The 22392-nt window shown below is 38.4% G+C and carries 19 protein-coding genes; 4 read left to right on the top strand and 15 right to left on the bottom strand.

Going from position 1 to position 22392, the window contains the following annotated elements:
* Positions 1-8 precede the first annotated feature (8 nt).
* Entirely contained in the window at positions 9-3674 is a 3666-nt protein-coding gene (locus J4051_RS11990; protein WP_208234113.1) for a metallophosphoesterase, read from the bottom strand.
* A 67-nt stretch (positions 3675-3741) separates the two neighbouring features.
* On the bottom strand, positions 3742-4290 hold the full coding sequence (locus tag J4051_RS11985) for a Pycsar system effector family protein (RefSeq protein WP_208234112.1): 549 nt from the start codon (positions 4288-4290) through the stop codon (positions 3742-3744).
* 750 nt (positions 4291-5040) lie between these two features.
* Between J4051_RS11985 and J4051_RS11980 the strand changes: the two genes are divergently transcribed.
* Both J4051_RS11980 and J4051_RS11975 read left to right on the top strand, forming a co-directional pair.
* Complete coding sequence (locus J4051_RS11980; RefSeq protein WP_208234111.1) at positions 5041-8310, top strand: PAS domain S-box protein; 3270 nt, start codon at positions 5041-5043, stop codon at positions 8308-8310.
* Entirely contained in the window at positions 8307-9377 is a 1071-nt protein-coding gene (locus J4051_RS11975; RefSeq protein WP_208234110.1) for a response regulator, read from the top strand. Before J4051_RS11980 ends, J4051_RS11975 begins: the two co-directional genes overlap by 4 nt.
* 54 nt (positions 9378-9431) lie before the next feature.
* Here J4051_RS11975 and J4051_RS11970 read toward each other — a convergent pair whose 3' ends face one another.
* The 4 genes from J4051_RS11970 to J4051_RS11955 form a co-directional block, all read right to left on the bottom strand.
* The gene (locus J4051_RS11970; protein ID WP_208234109.1) at positions 9432-9617 is read right to left on the bottom strand and encodes a YtxH domain-containing protein; all 186 of its coding nucleotides are present in this window, start codon (positions 9615-9617) and stop codon (positions 9432-9434) included.
* Positions 9618-9791: 174 nt separating this feature from the next.
* Positions 9792-10952 (bottom strand): RtcB family protein, encoded by a 1161-nt coding sequence (locus tag J4051_RS11965; protein WP_208234108.1) that lies wholly within the window; start codon positions 10950-10952, stop codon positions 9792-9794.
* A 237-nt stretch (positions 10953-11189) separates the two neighbouring features.
* The gene (locus J4051_RS11960) at positions 11190-11954 is read right to left on the bottom strand and encodes an exodeoxyribonuclease III (RefSeq protein WP_208234107.1); all 765 of its coding nucleotides are present in this window, start codon (positions 11952-11954) and stop codon (positions 11190-11192) included.
* A gap of 52 nt (positions 11955-12006) precedes the next feature.
* Positions 12007-13080, bottom strand: a complete 1074-nt coding sequence (locus J4051_RS11955; protein ID WP_236027403.1) for a saccharopine dehydrogenase family protein — start codon at positions 13078-13080, stop codon at positions 12007-12009.
* A gap of 280 nt (positions 13081-13360) precedes the next feature.
* Here J4051_RS11955 and J4051_RS11950 point away from each other — a divergent pair, with 280 nt between their 5' ends.
* Positions 13361-14221 (top strand): universal stress protein, encoded by an 861-nt coding sequence (locus J4051_RS11950; protein WP_208234106.1) that lies wholly within the window; start codon positions 13361-13363, stop codon positions 14219-14221.
* Between the two features lie 387 nt (positions 14222-14608).
* A complete protein-coding gene (locus tag J4051_RS11945) occupies positions 14609-14920 on the top strand; it encodes a hypothetical protein (protein ID WP_208234105.1) in 312 nt (103 codons plus the stop codon).
* Positions 14921-15132: 212 nt separating this feature from the next.
* Here the strand turns inward: J4051_RS11945 and J4051_RS11940 are convergent, their stop codons facing one another.
* The 9 genes from J4051_RS11940 to atpD all read right to left on the bottom strand — a co-directional run bounded on the left by J4051_RS11940 (position 15133) and on the right by atpD (position 21965).
* On the bottom strand, positions 15133-16014 hold the full coding sequence (locus J4051_RS11940; protein WP_208234104.1) for a F0F1 ATP synthase subunit gamma: 882 nt from the start codon (positions 16012-16014) through the stop codon (positions 15133-15135).
* Positions 16007-17545, bottom strand: a complete 1539-nt coding sequence (locus J4051_RS11935) for an alternate F1F0 ATPase, F1 subunit alpha (protein WP_208234103.1) — start codon at positions 17543-17545, stop codon at positions 16007-16009. The genes J4051_RS11940 and J4051_RS11935 overlap by 8 nt, the downstream gene beginning before the upstream one ends.
* Positions 17532-18302 carry a F0F1 ATP synthase subunit delta gene (locus J4051_RS11930; RefSeq protein ID WP_208234102.1) on the bottom strand — a complete coding sequence of 257 codons (771 nt, stop codon included), beginning with the start codon at positions 18300-18302 and terminating at the stop codon, positions 17532-17534. The genes J4051_RS11935 and J4051_RS11930 overlap by 14 nt, the downstream gene beginning before the upstream one ends.
* 7 nt (positions 18303-18309) lie before the next feature.
* Entirely contained in the window at positions 18310-18576 is a 267-nt protein-coding gene (locus J4051_RS11925; RefSeq protein WP_182202110.1) for a F0F1 ATP synthase subunit C, read from the bottom strand.
* Positions 18577-18825: 249 nt separating this feature from the next.
* Positions 18826-19527 carry a F0F1 ATP synthase subunit A gene (locus J4051_RS11920; protein ID WP_208234101.1) on the bottom strand — a complete coding sequence of 234 codons (702 nt, stop codon included), beginning with the start codon at positions 19525-19527 and terminating at the stop codon, positions 18826-18828.
* Positions 19517-19831: an ATP synthase subunit I gene (locus J4051_RS11915; RefSeq protein WP_208234100.1), complete on the bottom strand. Its 315-nt coding sequence runs from the start codon at positions 19829-19831 to the stop codon at positions 19517-19519. The genes J4051_RS11920 and J4051_RS11915 overlap by 11 nt, the downstream gene beginning before the upstream one ends.
* Entirely contained in the window at positions 19824-20147 is a 324-nt protein-coding gene (locus J4051_RS11910; RefSeq protein WP_317192716.1) for an AtpZ/AtpI family protein, read from the bottom strand. The genes J4051_RS11915 and J4051_RS11910 overlap by 8 nt, the downstream gene beginning before the upstream one ends.
* Before the next feature lie 2 nt (positions 20148-20149).
* Positions 20150-20536, bottom strand: a complete 387-nt coding sequence (locus tag J4051_RS11905) for a F0F1 ATP synthase subunit epsilon (RefSeq protein WP_208234099.1) — start codon at positions 20534-20536, stop codon at positions 20150-20152.
* 19 nt (positions 20537-20555) lie between these two features.
* Positions 20556-21965 (bottom strand): F0F1 ATP synthase subunit beta, encoded by a 1410-nt coding sequence (gene atpD, locus J4051_RS11900; RefSeq protein ID WP_208234098.1) that lies wholly within the window; start codon positions 21963-21965, stop codon positions 20556-20558.
* Positions 21966-22392: the final 427 nt, after the last annotated feature.

The raw sequence follows: 22392 nt of genomic DNA, 5'->3' as shown, positions 1-22392 counted from the left end.
TTAAGTAATTATAAATTAAAGCCCAAAGAAAAAGCGGCACGTATGCCGTCAATTGAATTAAATACTCCAAGATTTGCCGAAATAATATCGACCCCGGAAATAAAAAATCCGCCGCCATAAGAATTATTCCATTTTTTAGAATCTTCACCATCCAACCAGACCCTTCCATAATCGAAACCAGCAAAAAGACCCAGTCGGATGGGAATTAATTTGGTTCGGAATTTACCAAAACTATAACGGATGTCTGTATTTTGAAAAAACGATTGATTCCCGGTAAAACGCTGATTTCTAAAACCTCTCGGTCCATCAATACCTCCAATGGAGGCGGCTTGATAAAACTCGAAATGATCTCCAAAATTAATGTGACTTTTTATCCTACTGGCTAAGACAAGTTTACCAGAGGACACTAATTTATGGGTAATACTCAACTCTGGAATCAAGTAGGTATAGCCAACATTGTTTTGGTCAAAATTCATTTTATAACCCAACTCAATGCTCGATTGAAAACCTAAAGTAGGATAGGCCTTGTTATCATAATTTTCAAATTCGAATTTTGCATTGATAGTCCCGAATTGATTCTCATCAAAAATATAGTTGGGCAATTGAAAACTGTCTGCGACATATCTGTTATCCGTATTTTCAACCTCAACCGACTCATACCCTACTCCAAAACTGAATTGACCACCGCCGTGCGCCCTGTAAACCAATGACGGGGCAATTTGGAATTCACGAACTCTCACCCGGTTATAATCACGACCTAAATTGTCGTCTAGGTTTATAGTTTCATTACCAAAACCAAAAAAGTTTAAGGTATAATTAGGGCTTTGAAAATTGGCATCGATTTTAAAATTCAAATCACCTATAATATTCGCAAACTCGCCCTCGTACTTAATCTCATATCCTTTGGTGGCAAAATAATAAGCCGCGTTGATCTTATGTTGGCTGGTAAACGGATTTCTTTCAAATCCGTATACGGTATAGGTATTGTTAATCCCCACTTTTACTCCGTCGTCCGGATTCAAACCTATGGAAGGAATAATCTGATTGGTATTATTTCTAAGCTTCGTATAATCGTAAACATTGGCAATATAATTGTCACGTAATTTAACGGAGGCATTATCGATTTCTTCTAATGTATTTGGTCGGGTTTTATAATCGTAAATTTTTATGTTTTTTCCGTTTTCGACGATATATTCGTCGTTGTTTTGACCTCCTGTAATTCGGATTTTTATGTTTTTGACTTCACCAGTGATCTTAAAGGTGTCATCATCGGCCAATCCGTAAATCCATATTTCTTTTGTTAGGTCTGGACTATAGGTTCTATTATGAAATTCATCTGTAATTGAATCTCCTTTTTTACGAAACATCGAAACTTCGACATTTCCGTTTTCCAACCCATTTATTTTGATATAATCGTCTTTATTGGTGGCCACAAGTACCGCATATTCATTTATCAGCTTATAATAAGCATCTGAAATGGACTGTAAATTGTTTTTTCTGCCTTTTAAGAGCTGTTTAATGGATTCAATGGTTTCGCCTTGCACTTCTTTCGGCACTGTATTAAATGCTTTATCAATAACCTCATCCGTCAGATCGCGTTGCAATTCGGCCACCTGCTGATCCCAAACCTCCTTATTGGATCGGGTAATAAGGGCCATATCTAAAGGAAAGGGTTCGATATTAAATCCTTTTACATCTTTTAAATCGGACGAGTATTTTCGCAATAATTTAGCAACAGGAATCAAATGGATTGAAGCTCCCAACATAATGCCATCGGACATTTTGGAAAAGGCTTGGTCCCTATCTCTTGGTAATGGCTTATAGATGATTTTGTCATCCTCTTTAAACTCCAACCAACGCCATTGATCCTGATGCCGATCCCAATCGCCAATCAGCATATCGAACAAACGTGCTTTTATATAGGATTTTTCATCAACAACTTTTGATTCGTCAGAATGGATTTCCAATAAGAAATCGGTGGTACTGATAATGTTTCCTGTGAAATTTCCTGAAGCCAAATGCGGATGACCTTTTGAAGCGTGTTCTTCCAAAATGTATAATTCGTCGCCATATTCTTGATTGTAATTACCTAAGGCTTCTTGTTTGGGTATATAGTATAAATAGGGATTCAAATGTGGAATACTTAAAGATTTAGACAAAGACGCCACGATAAAAGGAGCATAAGGATAAGATCCCGTAAACACGTCTGCAATAAGTGCTTCTGAAGCTGTATTTTCAAAATACCCTTCAACATATTGATCTTGAAATGCAAAAGCCTGAATGTACTGAGTTGCATTTTTTCTTGCGGCTCTCATCACATATCTGGTGCCATCCTCAGTTTTTAAATGCAGCGTTTTGGACTGTGTTCCACCACCTTTTCGGAAAGGGGTCAAACCACCCATTAGCGTATCCAAATAAACAACCTTGGCTTTTACGGGAGTACTAAAATATTTTCTATAACGCTCTCCCCATAAAAACTTATAAAAATTACTTTTTGTAGTTTCTTCTTCTGAGTAGATTGCTGCCGAAATTGAATCTTGACTTATTTTAGGATACTTTTCTGAGACCTTCTCATCAGATTCAAATACTTGGGTTTGATAGACAAGTTCCTGATTTTCTGCAGAAATAAATTTCACTTCGGAAGCGCCATCTTTATAAATAGTCAACATGGCAAATCCGTGGTCAGGATATGCAAACTCACCCCCTTCTATCAATCTCGTCGGCGTTGATTTAGAGCCAGAACCACTTATTATTTGAGGAATATTATCCTTAACCAAATATTGTAAACTTTGTTCATGCCCGGAGATAAAAATAACTGAATTATTCTGCTGGGAAGCAGCAACTAAATTTCGTTTTAATTCATTGTAATACACATTGGACAGATCCCTACTTGAAATGCCACTGGTGTTTCTTATTAAGTTCTTAAACGATCCAATTATAGGCAAGGGTTTCATTTGGCTCATAAAACTGTGTTGACCGCCATGAGGTCCACTACTAAACATCGGATGGTGGATAGCAACCAAAACTGTTTGCCCCCTTGCTTTTTTTATTTCACTTCTAAAATCGTCCAAAAAATCTGTGCGCGTTTTTATTTCACATTTATCGTTTATGGATGGGTGTCGATCCCAATTAGTAATATACCATTGCGAATCTATAACCAGTAAAATGGTGTCATCATTGATTTTTACTTTTTTAATAGGGCAGCCGTTTTCAGGTAAAAACGTGTTTTTGCCCAATGCGCCTTCAACTAATTTCTCCTGGTTTTTCAGACCTGAAACCCCACTGTTCCAATCCTTATCTCCTGGAATAAATATAACCCGACCCTTAAATTTTTTTGCCACATCAATCTGAAATGACAAGGCCAATTCAGCATCTTGGTTTTCTGGACCATCGCTGTTTGGAATTCCTTTTGGATACACGTTGTCACCTAAAAAAAGCAGCAGATCTCTTTTATTTGAGTTCTTAATTTCGTTTTCTAAAGCTTGTAGTGCAGCGGGTGCTTTTCCATTTTCGGGTAGGCCAACGCCACCTATCATATAGACTTTTAATGCAGGCTCTGTGTCCTTTGGATTTATAGTTTCCGTTTCCTTTATGGAAGTTTTAAACGTAGCACAATTAAAAAACAGGAGTGTTGTGAGTGTTAGTAACCATATACTTAATTTGTGAGATGTCATGGTAAATTGTTTTTAAATGGTTTTAGTTCTCTTTTAAATTTAGTTTACGATTACTTAATTACACCTATTAAAGGGTAGAAAGGGTATAAATAATGGTAATAATAAGACCTATAAGAAATACAAACACAGAATAAAGCAAAAGCCGTTGTTTTTTAGAAATCACCAAGCCTAAAAAATATAAATCGCTGATCAGCTCATTGTAAATAGTTTGACCACTATCCATTATGCGATCAAATTCTTGTTTAAATTCACTTAATGTTTGTTTAGAAAAATTATCGGCATATAAAGTTCCCTTATACCCACTTTTTTCAAATTTTTTCCCTAAATAACGATGAGGAAGCATACTAAACAAGGCAAAAACCATAGACAACATACTACTGATTACTAAAACCTTGGTACCTACATTTATAGTTATTGATTTACTGCCTTTATCTATAAAATGAATACCAAACAAAAGCGAAGTGATGATTGAGTTTACAGTCAAAATTATCCGTGCTTTATTATCCACCATTTTTAAAAGATTGTAGTGATTTTTAGAGACGGTTCTAAAGAGCGTTTGTACACCTCGGGAATCGTATTTCTCGAGCTTGCTGAGTTTTTTAGTTTCTGTTTCCATAATTATAGTTCAATAAACGTCAGACTTCCTTTTTTATCTTCTTTATTCTGTTGACCGAAAGATTAAATTCCTTTAAAGTTACAGTATTAAAATAAAGTTCATTTATTAAAACGATATCAGTTGCGATAAGAGTTTTCATTTCTTTATCTGATGTATTTGCCAGACAATAAATCAGATCACCAATTCAGCCCAATTCAGAAAGTGATGGCATAAAACTATGGCTAATAGTAAAAATACCATCCATTTCTTTCAAAATATCAAATACTTCCATATAAATTTCACCTATAGTAATGCCATTATAAATATACGGCTTTGTTATTATGACAAAATTTTTATAAACAAAAGAATTCTAAAAAATAGTTTCAGAAAGTAGAAAAATGTTATTTCAGTATTTATCCAATCTCAATCAAAAGTATTGAGACCATTATGATTTTCAAATGGCCATTATTGTCTATTGGATTTATAGCTGATTTACTCCATTATAAAATTAAGCATGTTTGCCGAAAACTTCTATTTTATTGGTCTACCAAAAAAAAATACAACTTAGATGACTTATATTGATAGTTGTCATCCCAATTGAGATAAAATCGAATTATCTTTATGCGAAAGTTATATAACTATTATCCAAAATATGAGTCAATAAATCTGTTGAAAGATATTTTCAAGATAGAGACAACTTAAGCCTTGGGAGCTTATTAAGTCAGCCGTATTGGAGACAACACTTTCCCGTTTCTTATATATTTTTTATAAATGAAAAACAAAGTCCATAATAATGATTTGTTACAGAGTATTTTTGAAGCATCTGCTGAAGGGATTATAGCTGTGAATGAAGCTGGCTATATCTTAACATCAAATCGTGCATGCGAAGCGCTTTTTGGTTATGGTCCGGGAGAATTGATCGATAAAAACATTGAGATGATCATCCCTGAAAAACTGAAGCTCCGATATAAAAATCACATTAAAAATCAGAACTCAGCTCTTAAAATAGAAAAAGCTGTTTTTGGGATCAAAAATGATGGGAGCAAGCTTCATTTAAACTTAGTCGCAACCCCATCAACAATTGACGATAAAAAGGTCACGATCGTTTTTTTTGAGAATGCTGCACAAGAAAAAAATGATTTAAGAACCATAAAAAAAACGAATGCCGAACTCATTGAAAGTAATCGAAAGTTCGATGCCCTGATAAACAATCTGAAAGGTATTGTGTTCCGCTGTAAGAACACCAAGGCTTACGAAATGGATTATATCAGTGAAGGGTGTTTAGAAGTTACCGGCTATTCTTTTGAAGATTTTATGAGTCAAAAAATAGCCTACGGAAATCTCATTTTGGTTGAAGACCGCGATAAGGTATGGGAAGACATTCAAAACGCCGTGAGTCAAGGAAGACCCTACAGTGTTGAATATCGCATTAAACATTTAGATGGAACAATTAAATATGTATGGGAAAAGGGTACGGCCATTGATGATGAGAAAAATGACGGGGTAATATTGGAAGGCTTCATTACCGATATCACCTTGCAAAAAGAAACTGAATTGGAATTACGAAGGAGCGAATCAAAAATAAAAGCCTTATTGAAAGCCAATCCAGATGTCATGTTCATCCAAGACCGTCAAGGGGTGTATCTTGATTGGTATGCTAACAGTCCTGAAAAACTATCCATACAACCAGATAAGTTCATTGGCTTGAATATGGAACAAGTACTGCCGCCCAATGTGTACCAAAAAATAAAATCTTCACAAAAAAAAGCCATCGCCTCCGGAAAAATGCAGATTACAGAAATCAGCACTCAAGATAAGAAAGTGATGGAACATTTTGAGGCTCGCGTGGTGCTTATGAGCGACGATAGGCTTTTGACCATTGTTAGGGACGTCACCGAGAAATGGAGAAACGATGCATTACTTACCATACAGAAAAATGCCCTGGCCTCTGCAGGAAATAGTATCCTGATTGCAGATGCACAACAACCAAACAACCCAATTATTTATTGCAATTCTGCTTTTGAAAAAATGACAGGCTATTCCCGAGAAGAAATATTGGGACAAAAAAGTCGATTTTTACAAGTCGATGACCGAGACCAAAAGGAATTCGATATCATGCAAAATGCAATTGCCAATGGAGAAGCTTGCAAAGTCACTGTACGCAATTACAGAAAAGATGGCACTATGTTCTGGAACGACATTAGCATAACCCCTGTGCATAATGAAGAACATAAACTCACGCACTTTATAAGTGTGCAAAACGACGTTACCAACAAGGTAAAGGCAGAATATCTTAAAGATAAGATCAGGAAAGTATTGGAGTTAATAGTTCAGGACCACTCCATAAAAACCATTGGCAATGAGATTGTGAAAATCCTTGAGACCCATTTTAAAGGCTGTATAGCTTCCATTTTTTTGCTGGATTCGGAGGACAAAACACTCCATAAATTGGTGGCGCCAAATTTACCAAAATCTTTTTGCAACCATATTGACGGTCTTAAGATCGGACCAAGAACTGGTTCTTGCGGGACCGCCGCGTTTTCAAAAAAAGAAACTATTGTCTCCAATATCCAGACGAATGGACTTTGGAAAGATTATAAAGAAATAGCCTCCAAAAACGGGCTAAAGGCCTGCTGGTCATTTCCTGTATTGTCATCCACCAATCAAGTGTTGGGTACAATCTCCATTTATAGCAACACAAATAAATCGCCCTTAGAAGAAGAAAAAAAGATTCTTTTGGACATGACCCATCTCGCAAGTATCGCTTTAGAAAATCGAAAGAATACCGATACCATTGATAAAAACAGGATTCAGCTTGAAAAACACGCTCACGACCTGGAACAAAAAGTTCAGGAGCGCACTCAAGAAGTCATGGAAACTGTGCAAAAACTGGTAGAATCCAATATAAGTCTTGAAGATCAAATACGCATCGCAGATTTGGCACAAGGTGAAGCCATTACAAGTAAAAATATAGCTTCGGAAATTGCAAAAAATTTCCCTAATGGTTTTGTAGCCGTTATGAATGAACATTCAGAAATCCTGTTTGCTGAAGGCGACGCTTTAGATCAATTAGAATTAAATAAGTTTTATCAAGAAGGCATGTCCATTGACGATATTTCAGTTTTTTCCGACGAAAGAAAAGAACGAATCAAAGAAAGTATTAAAAAAACGCTTTCTGGCGAATACCTTTCGTTTGAAGTCAACTATAAAGACCGATACTTTGCGGTAAACACAGCACCATTGACTGACAAAAACAACAAGATAAATAGTGCCCTACACGTTTACAATGATATTTCCAAACAAAAAGAAATTGAGTTTACAATTCAAAACGCCTTAAAATCAGAACGGGAATTAAATGATCTGAAATCGCGTTTTGTGTCTCTGGCCTCCCACGAATTTAGAACGCCATTGAGCGCTATACTCACTTCTGCAATTTTAATAGGCAAACAAAACGGGGATGGTATGGCTGAGAAAAGAGAAAGGTATCTGGCGCGGATAGAAAGGAATGTCAACAACCTGACGGTCATCCTCAACGACTTTCTCTCACTGAGCAAAATGGATGAAGGCAAGGTTATGCCCATAAATGAACGTTTTGATTTGATTTCCTATTCAAATAAAATGGTCGAAGAGACCAATATCAGTTTAAAGAAAGACCAGACCATTAGTGTCATGAGCACCAATGACGAACTGTTTATAAATCTTGATGTGAAATTACTAAGTCACATTCTTAACAACCTATTATCGAATGCGTCAAAATATTCATCCGAGGATTCCAACATAAATTTTAACATCTTAGAAAAACACAAAGGCGTAGTGCTAGAAATTTCCGATCAAGGCATTGGCATTCCATTGGATGAACAAAAATACTTGTTCGGGCGTTTTTTTAGGGCAAAGAATGCGGGCAATATTGAAGGCACCGGACTGGGCTTAAATATTGCAAAACACTACACAGAATTGATGGGTGGTACCATTACATTTAAAAGCGAACTAAATAAGGGCACAACCTTTTCGGTTGAGTTCCCAATACAGATAGAAAAATGATAAAAATATTAATTATAGAAGACAATCACGATGTCCGTGAAAATACCGCCGATATTTTAGAACTGGAAGGTTATGAAGTCACCTCAGCCGAAAACGGGAAAATTGGTGTTGAACGTGCAAAACAACTCTTGCCAGATGTGATTGTATGCGATATTATGATGCCGGAATTGGACGGCTACGGTGTATTGGAGGAATTGAACAAAAATACCCGAACATCGAGCATTCCTTTTATTTTCCTGACGGCCAAAACCGAGAAAATTGACATGCGCAAAGGTATGAATCTGGGGGCAGATGATTACTTGACCAAGCCCTTTACTGAAAAGGAATTATTGGAAGCCATTCAAAGCCGATTAAAACGACACGATTTCTTAAGAAGAGAATTTTCAAGATCTATCGATGGGGTTTCCCAATTTATCGAAGCAGCTTCCACCTATTTGGAATTAGATCACTTATCCAGGGATTATAATCCGACAACGTACAATACGAAAGACCTGATTTTTATGGAGGGTGATTCGGCAAACACATTATACTTCATAGAAAGTGGTGTTGTCAAGACCTTTAAGACCACTGAAAAAGGCAAGGAATTTGTAACAGGCTTGTGCGGCCCTGGCCACTTTATAGGACAATTATCCCTACTCTCTGACAATGGCACCTATATCGAATCGGCTACCGTATTGGAAGATGCTGTGCTTTATGGAATTCCTAAATTGGACTTTACGTCACTCATAAAAGAAAACAACGTTGTTGCCAATAAATTCATGAGCTTACTTTCCAATAATTTGGTTGATGTTCAAGAACTCATGGTCAACGTCGCTTATGCCACCGTAAGGCAGCGTGCGGCAAAAGCACTACTTGACATACATGATCAACGCATTCTAATCAATGATGAAGTTGAGGGCATCAGTATAGCAAGAGAAGATCTTGCAGGTCTTATTGGCACGGCAACTGAAACGGCCATACGCATGCTCACTCAATTTAGTGAGGAAGGACTGATAACCTTTGGTGTTAGAAGAGAAATAATTATAGAAGACAAAAAGACCTTAGAACATATTGTAATGTTCGGATAAGGTCTTTTTCTCGGGATGTTATCCCATTTTTCTTTTTCACTAATTCAATGCACTTTACTTAATTGCGTCCTTGGCGTCTTTTACAAATTCCGAAACGTTCTGGGACGTATCTGTAACTGATCTTTTAATTTTCCTTCTGGTTTTACTGCCCTTGTAAGGCGCAAAAAGAATTCCAAGACTCGCTCCAATTGTTGCTCCTGTTAAAAGTGCGAGCATTACTTTTCCATTACATCTTTCCATGATTTTATCTGTTTTTTTAAGTTATTTTTTCTAATTATAAAGATAAGATGAAAGTAGCTGGCATGAAATGACTTAGGTCATGTTCAATAAATTATCAAGATTCAATGTTTTCTTAAAAAACACAAAACAAGGGAGAGCCGAGTTGAAATTAAGAAATGGATAGGTGTTGCCATCTTAACCCTTGATGACTGCTAAGGGTTGCAATTTAATTTGTACCTCCACTAAAGCTTCTTGATTTGCCATGACCTCATTGATGTCTTTATAGGAACTTGGCGCTTCGTCCAAATCACCTTTGTGTCGTATGGCATGTAGAATTCCTTGATCAGTAAGAAATTTTCTTTCTTCTTTTAAGTCAAGGTTTCTACGGGCAGCTGCTCTACTCATAACGCGTCCCGCACCGTGAGAACACGATTCAAACGAATCTGCATTACCTTTTCCCTTAACGAGAAACGAATGAGTACCTTGTGATCCAGGGATCATGCCCCATTCGCCTTTTCTTGCCCGGGTTGCTCCTTTACGATGTACAATCACCTGCTCTCCAAAATGCTCTTCCAAAGCAGCGAAATTGTGTGGTTTATTGATGAAATGCGAAAACTCTACCCCAGGTATAATTTCCTCAAATGCCAATTTTGTCCGCTCCATCATCAGTTTTCGATTGGCCAAGGCAAATTCGATACAATAATTCATTTCATTCCAATACAAATCAAAATACTCAGAATCTTCAGGAATAGACGCCAAGTCCTTTGGAACTTGATGCTTAGAGGCTTCGTTTTTCTCTTTAGCGATAGTGTTATAGTGGTTAGCCACGGTAAAACCGATGTTTCTGGAACCCGAATGGATCATGATCCAGATATAACCATCTGAGCCTTTTTGTATTTCGATAAAGTGATTACCTCCACCTAAAGTACCAATCTGATAAAGCGCATTTTTATATTCCTGCTCCACAATGGGCAAATCTCCTTTTTTTTCGGGCATCCAAGATTCATCCTGACGGTCTTCATGACGGTTGAAACCTACAGGAACGGTCTTTCTTATGATGGTCATGATTTCTTTTAAATCAGATGTTTCTATGTCGGTCAGATTTGTTCGTAACGAACACATTCCACATCCAATATCTACGCCAACAGCATTGGGAACCACAGCACCTTTGGTGGCCAAGATGGCACCAATGGGCATCCCGTAGCCTAAATGGGTATCGGGCATAATGGCAATATGGCTATAAGCAAAAGGGAGATTGGCAAGGTCGCGCGCTTGGTTTAAGGCGCCTTCTTCTATCTGCTCTTCTTGCAACCATAGTTTTACTGGTATCTTCTCGGTAGTAATGACTGCTTTCATATCTTTTTTGATTTTTAAGAGGAATCGTATATTTAGTTGATTCCTTAACTTATCAATTTATTTCAAGTTTTGCAATGACCAAGATCAGTCTGTTACAGGACTTTAGAAATCAAAATCTTCGGCTACGTTCGACCAGCACAGGCGGGCAAGCCCACGAGGTATAAATAAGGAATTGTCTTTTTGATCGAGCTAAGCCTCGGCGTATCAAAACCGACTGGTGGGATTTAAAATTGCAACTTACACTTCAAGCTTCAACTGAATTGGACAATGGTCGGAGCCATAATAGTCGGATAAAATCTCGACGTCCTTCACTTTATCCATTAAGGAATTACTGACCAGAAAATAATCCAGTCGCCATCCCGTATTGCGTTCCCGAGCTTTAAAACGATAACTCCAATAGGTATAAGCTACGGTTTCTGGATGAAAATGTCGCCACGAATCTACAAACCCAGCGTCAAGAAGAAGATCCATCCCATCAATTTCAACTTGGGTATATCCCGCAGTTTTATTGTAATTGGCTTTGTCGTTTTTAAGGTCGATGGCTTGGTGCGCTACATTTAAGTCGCCACAGAGAATAACAGGTTTTGTTGCTTTCAAATTCGATAGATAATTCCGAAAATCAGTATCCCATTGCTGTCGGTAATCCAACCTGACCAATTCTTGACCCGAATTTGGAACATAGACATTTACCAAATAAAAAGTATCAAACTCAGCACATATAACACGACCTTCTTGATCATGCTCTTCGATCCCCATATCATAAGTAACCGCTATCGGTTTTATCTTAGATAGCACTGCAACTCCCGAATAGCCCTTTCTCTCAGCAGAATTATAATAGTGGTGGTAACTGCTCAATTGTGATAAAGCTTTTTCCACTTCCCCATCTTGCGCTTTTGTTTCTTGAAGACAAAGTATATCTGGATCCATTTTTGAGAAATCCTCAAAGAAATCCTTTTTTGTTATTGCTCTTATGCCATTTATATTCCAAGAAATTAGTTTCATTGTTTATTGTTTTTGTAATTATCAAAAGCCTGTTTAGAGCGATATTATCAAATTATTTAGAGTCTTTATAAGTTTCATACATCGATCCGAAATGCGATTTCAGGAACATATCCAACGAAATTTCTTCCTGCTTAATAAACCCATTATTTTTTAATTTGCCTTCGGAAACAAGATCGACTACGGCTGAAATACTGCAGGCAGTCGTCCAGCTTATGGCACGCCAATCTTTCCCGTTCAAATTAATTCTGCGGTAAGATTCGCTAAATTCCTTTCTTCTCAAATCACCATCTATCTTTCCTTCCACAGCGGCATAAATCAAAACGATATCTTCATCGACTAGAGGCAACGCATTGTTTAAGATGTCCTTTGCCAACTTCCGATCGTTTTTTAACTGCAGATCGTAAAGCAGCAATTTCATGCCATCCCGATGTCCTGGATATCTCATGGTTTTGTAATTCAACGTATCCACTGTGCCATCTAAAGTTTCGCACATGGTTCCCAATCCGCCTGAAGTAGAAAAAGCTTCGTATTGGCGTCCGTTGATATTGATGGATTCCACATCGTCGAGGGAACTCACCATTTTACGCTGACTATTATGAATGACTTCGGCGTCGTTAAGATATTCATTGATCACCCCTTCAGCGCTCCAAGTAAAACTGTAGCCCAATTGCCCCATAGGATGTAAAGGCAGTGCGCCAACCCTCAACTTCACCGATCGAATTTCAGAAAATTGCGAATATAATCCCGCGCCGAGGATTCCAATAAATCCAGGAGCCAAACCACATTGTGGTGCCAAAACGGATTTGCTATCTTTTGACAATTTTCGAATGGCATTCAATGTGGGCACATCTTCAGTTAAATCAAAGTAATGCACACCCATGTCAGCTGCTGTTCGGGCGATATTTATATTGAGAAAGTAAGGTAAACAAGACACAACCGCTTGTTTGTTTTTAAGAAAATCACGAATCGTTTCGTCTTTAGAAACGTCTCCTTGTACAATTTTAAAAGGAAATGCTTCGTCAGGTTTATCCCGATCCATACCTTCTACTTCATATTTCGAACTTAATAAAGTCGCCACAAGACTACCCACTTTTCCTAAGCCGAGAACACCTATTTTATCAATCATATTTATCTTTTTTGTTTTGAGACCAAAAGCCTGTTGTTTTAAAGTATTTTCAATAAGAAACATGGAATTTACTAGTAAAAAACGACAATAGAAAAACTTTAGACTTCCAATTTTTAGAAAATAACACGCGTGAAATTCAATGTCACGCCATAATAAAAATCGCATCAAAGTGTGGAAGGCGTTAATGCTAATTAAATAATTAAAAGTCAAGATGATGAATATCATTTCTTTTTGATGATTCGTTTCATAAATTTGATTTTTAATTAAAACTATAGGTACAATGAAATCAATTTTATACGCCACCGATTATTCAGAAAGCTCCGTCGCTGCCTTAAAATATGCCTATCAGATGAGTTTGGGCCTAAACGCCAAATTATGGGTAGTTCACGTATTTGAAAGTCCCTCGGCTATGCAAGCCAGAGCGAGAATACCTTTCCCAAATCGCGAACAGGATACTTTCAAGAAGCATAATGACAAACTTGAGGCCTTTTGCATTGAACATTTAGGAGGTGACTTAGAAACGTTGAATATTTCGGTTGAAGCGATTCAGGATAAGTCATCGGTAGATGGCATAGTATCCAAAGCCGAAAAGATCCAATCGCTATTGATCGTCACTGGGCTGAATAGTACAAGCAAATTACGACGATTGATTATGGGAAGTACGGCAAGAGGTCTTGTCGAAAAAGCACCTTATCCTGTCTTAACAATTCCTGAAGACGCACATTATAGTCCGATAAAAACCATTGTCTATGCTTCAGATTTTCAACAAGAAGATCTTGATGCTCTTTGTAAATTGGCAACAATCGCCAAGCCGCTTGAAGCGAAAATCAAAATAGTGCATATTTGCCCATTGGAAAAAACCGTATGTGACGTAGAGCAAACACTAAGAAAAGAAAAGATTGATAAACATGTGAAATATGCCAACGTTGAGTTAGATGTTTTATATTCGGATGATATTTTCACGGAACTGAAAAGATATTCCGAAAAAAACAATGCAGATATCATCGGAATGCTTGAGCGCGAAAACACGAGCTTAGCTGCGGATCTATTTTACCGAAATCTTCTGAAAAAAATGAAGTCCTACGGTAAAATTCCTTTAATAAGTTTTAACGCCAAAAATTATGGTAAATTCCATCTTTAGCTTTATAACCACTTAACGATTCAATAAAAAGGCATTCATACTAAACCAAGTAGGAAAAAGAATCATAAGGTCACTTCTGATCTAACCTATCTGGTTTTTTTTAGTTTTTCACACTTACCTCCTAATGGCCAGAATTATCACTCAGATTCTGCTCTCAACCATCACTTCCTAAGTTTTATTTGGCAAATATGTCTTTTCAGGCTTTCCCATTACTTCCAACCATGAGTCATCTCAATTGACATTACAAAACAATATAACTGACCCAAGTCATTGCTAACACTCTAATTATCACGTATATTGAATGCAGATTGGAACATTAATAGCCAAGATGTTTATTTATATGATTAGATGTGTTCCAAAAATTATTAACCTTAAAAATTATTTATTATGAAACGTATTTTTATTTGCCTATCAATTGCAACATTTTCTATCATGGGGATGTCTGCTCAAGAAGATTTTAATCTTAAAAAGATAAACTCAGAGGAAAACCAAAGGAATCTAAGAGTTTATCAACAACAGCAAGAACAAGAATTAAAAACCACCATTCGTGAGCAAACCGAACAGTATATTAGAGATGCAGCGAGAAGAATGGAAGCTGAAAAAATTGAAGTTCAAAGCAAGTTGGAAGCTAGAAGAGCGGAGCTCACACACCGACCAGTTGGAATGGTTCCTTATGCTGGGCCTACAATAGACTTTTAGTTTAATTGAAACTTCGTGATCTCCAATAACGTAAAACTGAGATGAAAAACATATTAAGCTTAGCAATTATTATAAACTGAAAAGGTCTTTGAAAACTTCAAAGGCCTTTTCAGTTATATTTATGATTTGGTGGAAATGTGACAAGATTGCTCTAATATTCAAATATATAACCATCATACATTAAGCAGACACGACCAATTATTTGTCTCACATCACTTTCCCTTTAGTGCCTCAAATCCTGCAATCACATCAAAAAGTTCTTCATCGATGGTGCTTTGTCTCAGGCGATTGTAACCGCGTTTCAAATCCTCCAACATTTCATCAATGTTTTTTTCTGCGCGCTCCATGGCTTCGAGTCTGCTGGCGTTTTCTGCAGCCAAAGATTCTGCACTGGCCTTGTACAAGGAAACAAAGAGATATTCCCTAATCAGCGTACGTAAAGTACTTTCAGTGCCGCCAATCACTTGTGGCACATTTTGCGACGGCCATTCCATAGTTGCTATGTCCTCTTCCCATTTCTTATCTGGCGGAAACAATTGTTGGCTTTCTGGTCGATAATTGGCGCCATCCGTTGGCCTGTTGTGAAAAATATAAAAATTATAAAACTGATCTTTCTGTCGGTAGGCTTCACTTTTAATTAGAATTTCGTTGACCAAAGGGGTGATCGCAGTTACAGAATTAGGAACCGTAAAACGTTTTGTAGGTGAGAATTTTCCATCCAAAAGCAAGGCATAAACTCTTTCGCCAACGACCCAAATTTCCGTCTCTCCGGGAAGTTCTTTGATGATGTCTTGTGCATAGGAACTTATGGTATCGTTGAACCGTCCCACCAATCCCTGGTCGGATCCAAAGATGATGGCCACGGATTTTGAGTTTTTCTTATCGTGATGATCTGCGATCAACGAAATCCTTTCCTTTTTGAAACAGGCATGGATTCCAAGGGAAATGGTGCGGTAATAATCCTGTAAAGATTGTACGGACATCTCGTATTGGGTGATATTGGACGTGGCCATAGCCTTCATCGTTCTAACCACAGATCCCATATCGCCCGCACTTTGCTGTCTTCTTTGGAGATTGATTAAAGTATCACTCATGATTCTCGAGTTCAGGAATGTTGATGATGGCATCTTTTGCCAAGGACACAATAACAGCTTCATCGGCCTCGTTCAAGGATTCTGAGGAAAAGATGCGTCGCAACACCGCATCAGGTAATTGGGATGATTTCTTTTTAATCAGATCTTCTGCCTTTGTGATTTTATCCAAAGGAACCGTGTCAAAAACACCATGGATGAGCGCCATCAATACCAAGAGTTGCTCTGGTACCGAAACAGGCTCCATTTCAGGCTGTTTGAAAATCATCCGAATTCTTTTTCCTCGTTCAATCATTTTTTGGGTATCCGCGTCCAAACGGGTTCCAAAGCGTGAAAATGTTTCCAATTCCTCTGATTGCGCATAGGCAAGTTTCAAATTACCCGCAATTTTCCGATACGCTCTTAACTGTGCCTTGCCTCCTACCCGAGAAACCGATTTTCCGATATCTACCGCTGGAAGTAAACCCAATTCGAACAGTTTTGGCGAGAGATAGATCTGGCCATCTGTAATGGAAATAATGTTTGTGGGGATATAGGCCGAGATATCCTGAGCTTGTGTTTCGATAATGGGTAAAGCCGTCAAGGATCCACCCCCATTAGCTTCATTGAGATGGGTTGACCGTTCCAGAAGTCTGGAATGGATATAAAAAATATCACCGGGAAATGCTTCTCTGCCGGGTGGTCGACGCAGTAAAAGTGACAATTCGCGATACGCACGCGCGTGCTTGGTCAAATCGTCATAGACAATCAAAACGTCGCGTCCCTGTTCCATAAAGTACTCAGCAATACTTGTAGCCGCATACGGCGTTAAATATTGAAGCCCAGGCGAACTGTTACCTTCCGAAAATACGACCACCGTGTAATCCATGGCGCCTTTCTCCTGAAGTTCAGAAATCACTGTGGCAACCGCTGCCGTACGTTGCCCGATAGCACAGTAGACGCATAACACATTTTTATCGTGCTGATTGAGAATGGTATCGATGGCAATAGAGGTTTTCCCCGTTTGTCGATCTCCAAGAATCAATTCACGTTGTCCACGCCCAATGGGAATAATCGCATCGATAACTTTAATGCCAGTTTGCAAAGGCGCATTGACAGCTTCGCGACTCATAATAGGTGGCGCAGGCCGTTCAATAGGATATCGGCGTTGAAACGAAATGGGACCTTTATCATCCATCGGATTCCCGAGCGAATCCACAACCCTACCAATAAGACCGTCGCCCACAGGAATGTCAGCAACCCGATGGGTCCTTAAAACAGGGTCACCTGCTTGGAGTTGATCATTCCTTCCCAAAAGTACCACGCCTATTTCATCTTCATCCAGATTAAAGGCCATACCGTACAAATTGTTGGGAAACTCCAATAGTTCCTCAAAACCTGTTCCCGGCAAACCGGTTACGGTGGCAATCCCCGCAGAAACATTCTTTACGACTCCCATTTCACGAAATTGAATCGTGGGATCATAATTTTGCTTGCTGTCGCTTATCTCCAGAAAGGTATCCTCTAATATTTGGTCTAAATCAGTCGATCGCATTTTCTTTCTCCTTTGTGATGATACTCTCCTTTTTTAAGGCTTCGAGATAGGAATCAATAGTCCATGACAATTGGTAACTTGCCGTTTCAATTTTGATTCCACTTACCAATTCCGGTTCCAATTCATATCGGAAATCATTTTGTTTTTCGGTGATTTTTTCCATCGCTTTTTCGAGTTCCTGTTTTGAACTATCCGATAAATCAAACACACTTTTTATGGTAATGGGACCTTCGTTATCTTTGAGTGCGTCTATAAATTTTGTTTTAGACGCCCCATCCAAATTCCTTATTTTTTCGATAAATACAGTGACCACTTGTTGCTCAAGACTGACATCCGCAAGATCCGAAAGTGTTTTTTTCGCAATGTCAAAAACGGCATCCTTGGTTTTTTTCTTAAGCCGATCTACTATTTCTTGTTCTTGTTGCTTGAGCGACTGCTCGAATTTTGAACGCAGTACAGTAGATTCCTTTCTCACGTCTTCCAATAGACGTTGCTTTTCAGAATCGATCTGTTCGTGGACTGCATTCATTTTTGCGACACGTTCTTTATCAAAAGCTTCATTTTTTTGACGGAATAGATCTTTATCTCTTTTGGCTTCTGCTTTTTTCGTGGCAGCGTCCTCAAGTTGCGAAGCAATCTTCTTTTCCCTTGCATCAATAGCGTCTAATACCGGCTTGTACAAAAACCGTTTTAAAAGCCAGACCAAAATGAGAAAATTGACTATTTGTGCTATTACTGTAAACCAGTTGATTTCCATAAAATAATTACGCTATAAAATGATTCCAAAATGGATTCGCAAAAATGAGGATCATCGAAAGCACAAAACAATAAATAGCTGTCGATTCAATCATTGCCAAACCCACAAATAAGGTTCTGGTAATTGTTGGTGCCGCATCGGGCTGTTGCGCAATAGATTCCAATGCTTTTGAAACCGCTCTTCCCTCACCTAATGCAGGCATCATACTGCCAATTCCTGTTGTAATTCCTGCAGTGATTATTGATGCCACTGCGATGATTGTTACGTTATCCATGTTTTATAAATTTAAGTTTTTCTGTTGTCTGTTGTCTGTTGTCAGTTATCTGTTGTCGGTTGTCTGTTGTCGGTTTGAGCATGCCTGAAGAAAGTTGACTTTTTTTAACAATTTTATAACCGAAAACTGTTAAAATCGCCTCTATTTTCTATCTGAACATCCCTGATTAGAAGTTGACCGTTGTTCAAAAATCTACAATCTTCAACCATTAATCGTTATCACTCATAATCCTCATTTTTTCTCTACCGCCTATTCACTACCCTCTACCTCTCTACCCTCTATCCCCTTCTCATCCTGCGTAGCCGCCGCAATATACACCGTTGCCAAAATTGCAAAAATATAAGCCTGTATCATTCCCGTCAACAAGCCTAATGCGCTCATGATCATCGGAAAGAAGAATGGCACTATAGAAATCAACACGGTAGCAATCAAACCGCCACTCATGATGTTTCCAAACAATCTGACCGCTAATGCCAGAGTTCGTGAAATCTCACTGATAATGTTGAATGGGAGCATAATAAAGTTTGGCTGTAAATAAGAACGTAAGTATCCCTTGAGGCCTCCATCGGCAATTCCAAATACGGGAACCGCAATAAATACGGATATCGCCAGTGCAGCTGTGGTAGAAAGTGAACCCGTTGGTGCCTCATACCAAGGCACTATGGTCAACAGATTTGAAACGGCAATAAATAGGAATAAGGTCCCGATAAAGCCAATATATTTTTCAGGCTTTTTCAATCCCACTTCTTTTATTTGATCGCGAATCATAATGACCAGCATCTCCAAAACATTCTGCCAGCGAGAGGTCTTAATTTCTGATTTTAAATTTCGGGTAATCAGCCATGCACCAAGGGCGAGCAGAAGCATCAATACCCATGTGGTAACAATAGTAAGGTTTAAACTGATAAACCCATATTCCCAAAACACCATTTGATCAGGACTAATTCTCATCGTTTACTTTTTTTATGAAAACTGGATTTGTCTGCTTAATTTTTTTTGTGACGTTTGTAATCACAATCCTCGCTATTAAAAAACCACCAAGGCATGCCAACATTTTCTGCCAACTATCCCCAGCTACAAAATAAAATCCAACCAGAATGATTGCCATTCTTAATATCAAACTGCCCAAAAATATCAGGGTCGCCCTTTTTGAGCCCAAACCTTTATTTACGGTGAGCCAAAGTCCCCCGAAAAATATAGCACCCAATAAAATCCCTGCAAACACCGCAGGAAGTAGGCTTAATATGTCATTCATCTCCATCTTTATTTTTTTTATGAATTTCCTTATTTTCTTTTTGAATCCAATTCCACGCAATCAAACATCCCAACATCAATCCTGCTACCAAAAGACTAAGCGTCCAAGAGAAATCTTCCTTAAAGTTTTTATCGAGCCAAATCCCCAAGGCAGCTCCCAATATCGTAGGTACTGCAATGGACCATCCTATCATTCCAAATAAACCCAACCCAGACCATACGCTCTTTGTTTCGCGTTGTGCCTGCAGTTTTCGCTCTTCCTTGTCGCCGACCACTTTCTCAAAAGAACTGTTCTTATTTAATTTTTCCTCTTTCACAATTATCTTCTCAAGTTTTGGAAATTTCGTAAAAAGCCAGTTTCTAACTTTGCCATTACGTTGCGGGCATTTATTTCCAGTTCATCCAGTTCAATCATTTCCTTTTCTACCATGGCCCTAAGTTTCCCTAAAGGCGCATTTCCAATGGCATGCCGCACGGATATGGACACCTGCGATCCTGCTTTTATCAATATGCCGTCATTCACCGCAATATATTTTTCTCCTTCATCGTCAATTTCGTAGACTAAAATGCCAGTCACCAATGCAGCTGTGCAATCCAGTCTACGGGGTAAAATACCATAAGACCCATCCGTTGTTTCCACCACAATGCGTTTCACGTTTTTTATATCGGCAAAAACGCCAGACGGAAGTAGAATCTTAAGTTGCATTAAATTCGTTTTCATCGGTCTAAACGTTAACTGCAGTTTTCTTTTTTACTTCATCGATGGTTCCAATCATATAAAAATCACTTTCAGGATAGTCATTGAATTCATCGTTTAGAATTCTTTCACAACCATCCAAGGCATCTTTTAAACTCACGTTTTTTCCTTTGTATTGGGTGAATTGCTCCGTTGTAAAAAAGGGTTGCGTCAAGAAACGCTCAAGTCGGCGTGAACGGTTGACTGTTTTTTGATCATTTAACGAGAGTTGCTCCAAACCTAACATAGCGATAATATCTTTAAGTTCTTCATACTCCGCCAAGGTCTGCCTTATTTTTTGTGCAATATTATAATGTCTTTCCCCAATAATGTGTGGCGTTGCCATTTTGGAACCCGATTGCAGAAAATCGATGGCTGGGTACATCCCTTCACTCGCTCTTTTTCGAGACAAGGTTATCGTGGCCGATAAATGGGAAAACGTATGTACAGCAGCAGGATCCGTCAAATCATCTGCGGGAACATAGACTGCCTGAATGGACGTAATGGCCCCTGTTTTTGAATTCGCGATCCGCTCTTCCAATTGGGATAGTTCGGTACTCATGGTTGGTTGATAGCCCAATCGGCTTGGCATTTGTCCCAATAATCCCGATACCTCCATCCCTGCTTGAATAAATCGGAATACATTGTCAATCAATAATAATACATCTTTATGCTCGTCATCCCTAAAATATTCCGCCATGGTCAATGCCGCATGTCCCACGCGAAAACGGGCTCCCGGCAATTCGTTCATTTGTCCGAAAATCATGACCATATCCTCTAAAACGCCTGCCTCTTTCATTTCCTGATACAATTCCAGACCTTCTCGACTCCGTTCACCGATTCCGCAAAACATGCTGACGCCCTGATGATTTTTAACCATATTGTGGATGAGTTCTGTCAATAAAACCGTTTTTCCAACACCTGCACCTCCAAATAAGCCTGCTTTTCCTCCACGCTCCAGAGGCAGTAAAACATCAATAGCCTTAATACCGGTTTCAAAAACTTGCGAAGTAGTGGAGCGCTCTGTCAACGGTGGCGGTTGATTGTGAATGCTGCGCCGTTCCATGTTAGGCGGCAAATCAAAATGATCAAGTGTATTTCCAAAAACATCAAACATGTGGCCCAATGTTTCTGGGCCAACAGGCACTTTCAAAGGCGCATAGGTAGAAATGGCTTTCATTCCCCTTTCCAAACCTTGGGTTGGGGTCAGTGCAATGCATCGGATATGTTGATTGTCAAGTTGCATGTGCACCTCAAGAATCATTTCTAAATCCTTTCCGGTTTTTACAACCATATTAATGGAAGGCAGATTTTTCTCAAATTTTATATCCACTACGCTACCGCGAACGGCAATGACGTGACCTATATTTTTATTTTGAGAAGTGATATCGTTTTGCATTTGGCAATTTAAATTTTATAGAGCGATTAGGATAATGTGTATACTCTTTTTTGGAACAGACTAATAAACTGTTCTAAAGGACTTTTTCTATATTTTTACATTATGTAAAGATATTGCTCTTTAAATCCGAATGAAATGACCTTTATCATGTCCTACGATGTATTCAATTGCTAAATTTGAGTTTTCTGACCTGAAAACTGCAATTTGTTAAATATTGCACTGTTTTTGTTGTTCAAAAAACTTATGAGTGGATAAATTAAATACTGAAACAAGTGTGAGATTGAAGCTGATGTGCCGAATGATTGATCGATAGGTGTCGCTAAACCGATCTGTTCATCAAGAACCCCAGGCTAATAAACACCACTGGTGGGAGTTGATTTTTAAAGTCATCCGACGCGTAAAGAATTGATAAATAGTATCAAAAAAA

The organism is Gelidibacter pelagius, from assembly GCF_017581925.1.
Classification (GTDB): domain Bacteria; phylum Bacteroidota; class Bacteroidia; order Flavobacteriales; family Flavobacteriaceae; genus Gelidibacter; species Gelidibacter pelagius.
Note: the sequence above shows the minus strand (reverse complement) of the source record. Positions and strands in the feature narration are given on the sequence as shown.

What these genes read in the sequence shown, in the direction of transcription:
- J4051_RS11985 (WP_208234112.1), bottom strand. Translation starts at nt 4,290, where the DNA reads ATGGAAACAGAAACTAAAAAACTCAGCAAGCTCGAGAAATACGATTCC.
- J4051_RS11905 (WP_208234099.1), bottom strand. Translation starts at nt 20,536, where the DNA reads ATGCAACTTAAGATTCTACTTCCGTCTGGCGTTTTTGCCGATATAAAA.
- J4051_RS11925 (WP_182202110.1), bottom strand. Translation starts at nt 18,576, where the DNA reads ATGGATAACGTAACAATCATCGCAGTGGCATCAATAATCACTGCAGGA.
- J4051_RS11990 (WP_208234113.1), bottom strand. Translation starts at nt 3,674, where the DNA reads ATGACATCTCACAAATTAAGTATATGGTTACTAACACTCACAACACTC.
- J4051_RS11980 (WP_208234111.1), top strand. Translation starts at nt 5,041, where the DNA reads ATGAAAAACAAAGTCCATAATAATGATTTGTTACAGAGTATTTTTGAA.
- J4051_RS11920 (WP_208234101.1), bottom strand. Translation starts at nt 19,527, where the DNA reads ATGAGAATTAGTCCTGATCAAATGGTGTTTTGGGAATATGGGTTTATC.
- J4051_RS11970 (WP_208234109.1), bottom strand. Translation starts at nt 9,617, where the DNA reads ATGGAAAGATGTAATGGAAAAGTAATGCTCGCACTTTTAACAGGAGCA.
- J4051_RS11930 (WP_208234102.1), bottom strand. Translation starts at nt 18,302, where the DNA reads ATGGAAATCAACTGGTTTACAGTAATAGCACAAATAGTCAATTTTCTC.
- J4051_RS11975 (WP_208234110.1), top strand. Translation starts at nt 8,307, where the DNA reads ATGATAAAAATATTAATTATAGAAGACAATCACGATGTCCGTGAAAAT.
- J4051_RS11950 (WP_208234106.1), top strand. Translation starts at nt 13,361, where the DNA reads ATGAAATCAATTTTATACGCCACCGATTATTCAGAAAGCTCCGTCGCT.
- J4051_RS11945 (WP_208234105.1), top strand. Translation starts at nt 14,609, where the DNA reads ATGAAACGTATTTTTATTTGCCTATCAATTGCAACATTTTCTATCATG.
- J4051_RS11935 (WP_208234103.1), bottom strand. Translation starts at nt 17,545, where the DNA reads ATGCGATCGACTGATTTAGACCAAATATTAGAGGATACCTTTCTGGAG.
- atpD (WP_208234098.1), bottom strand. Translation starts at nt 21,965, where the DNA reads ATGCAAAACGATATCACTTCTCAAAATAAAAATATAGGTCACGTCATT.
- J4051_RS11960 (WP_208234107.1), bottom strand. Translation starts at nt 11,954, where the DNA reads ATGAAACTAATTTCTTGGAATATAAATGGCATAAGAGCAATAACAAAA.
- J4051_RS11915 (WP_208234100.1), bottom strand. Translation starts at nt 19,831, where the DNA reads ATGAATGACATATTAAGCCTACTTCCTGCGGTGTTTGCAGGGATTTTA.
- J4051_RS11965 (WP_208234108.1), bottom strand. Translation starts at nt 10,952, where the DNA reads ATGAAAGCAGTCATTACTACCGAGAAGATACCAGTAAAACTATGGTTG.
- J4051_RS11955 (WP_236027403.1), bottom strand. Translation starts at nt 13,080, where the DNA reads ATGATTGATAAAATAGGTGTTCTCGGCTTAGGAAAAGTGGGTAGTCTT.
- J4051_RS11940 (WP_208234104.1), bottom strand. Translation starts at nt 16,014, where the DNA reads ATGAGTGATACTTTAATCAATCTCCAAAGAAGACAGCAAAGTGCGGGC.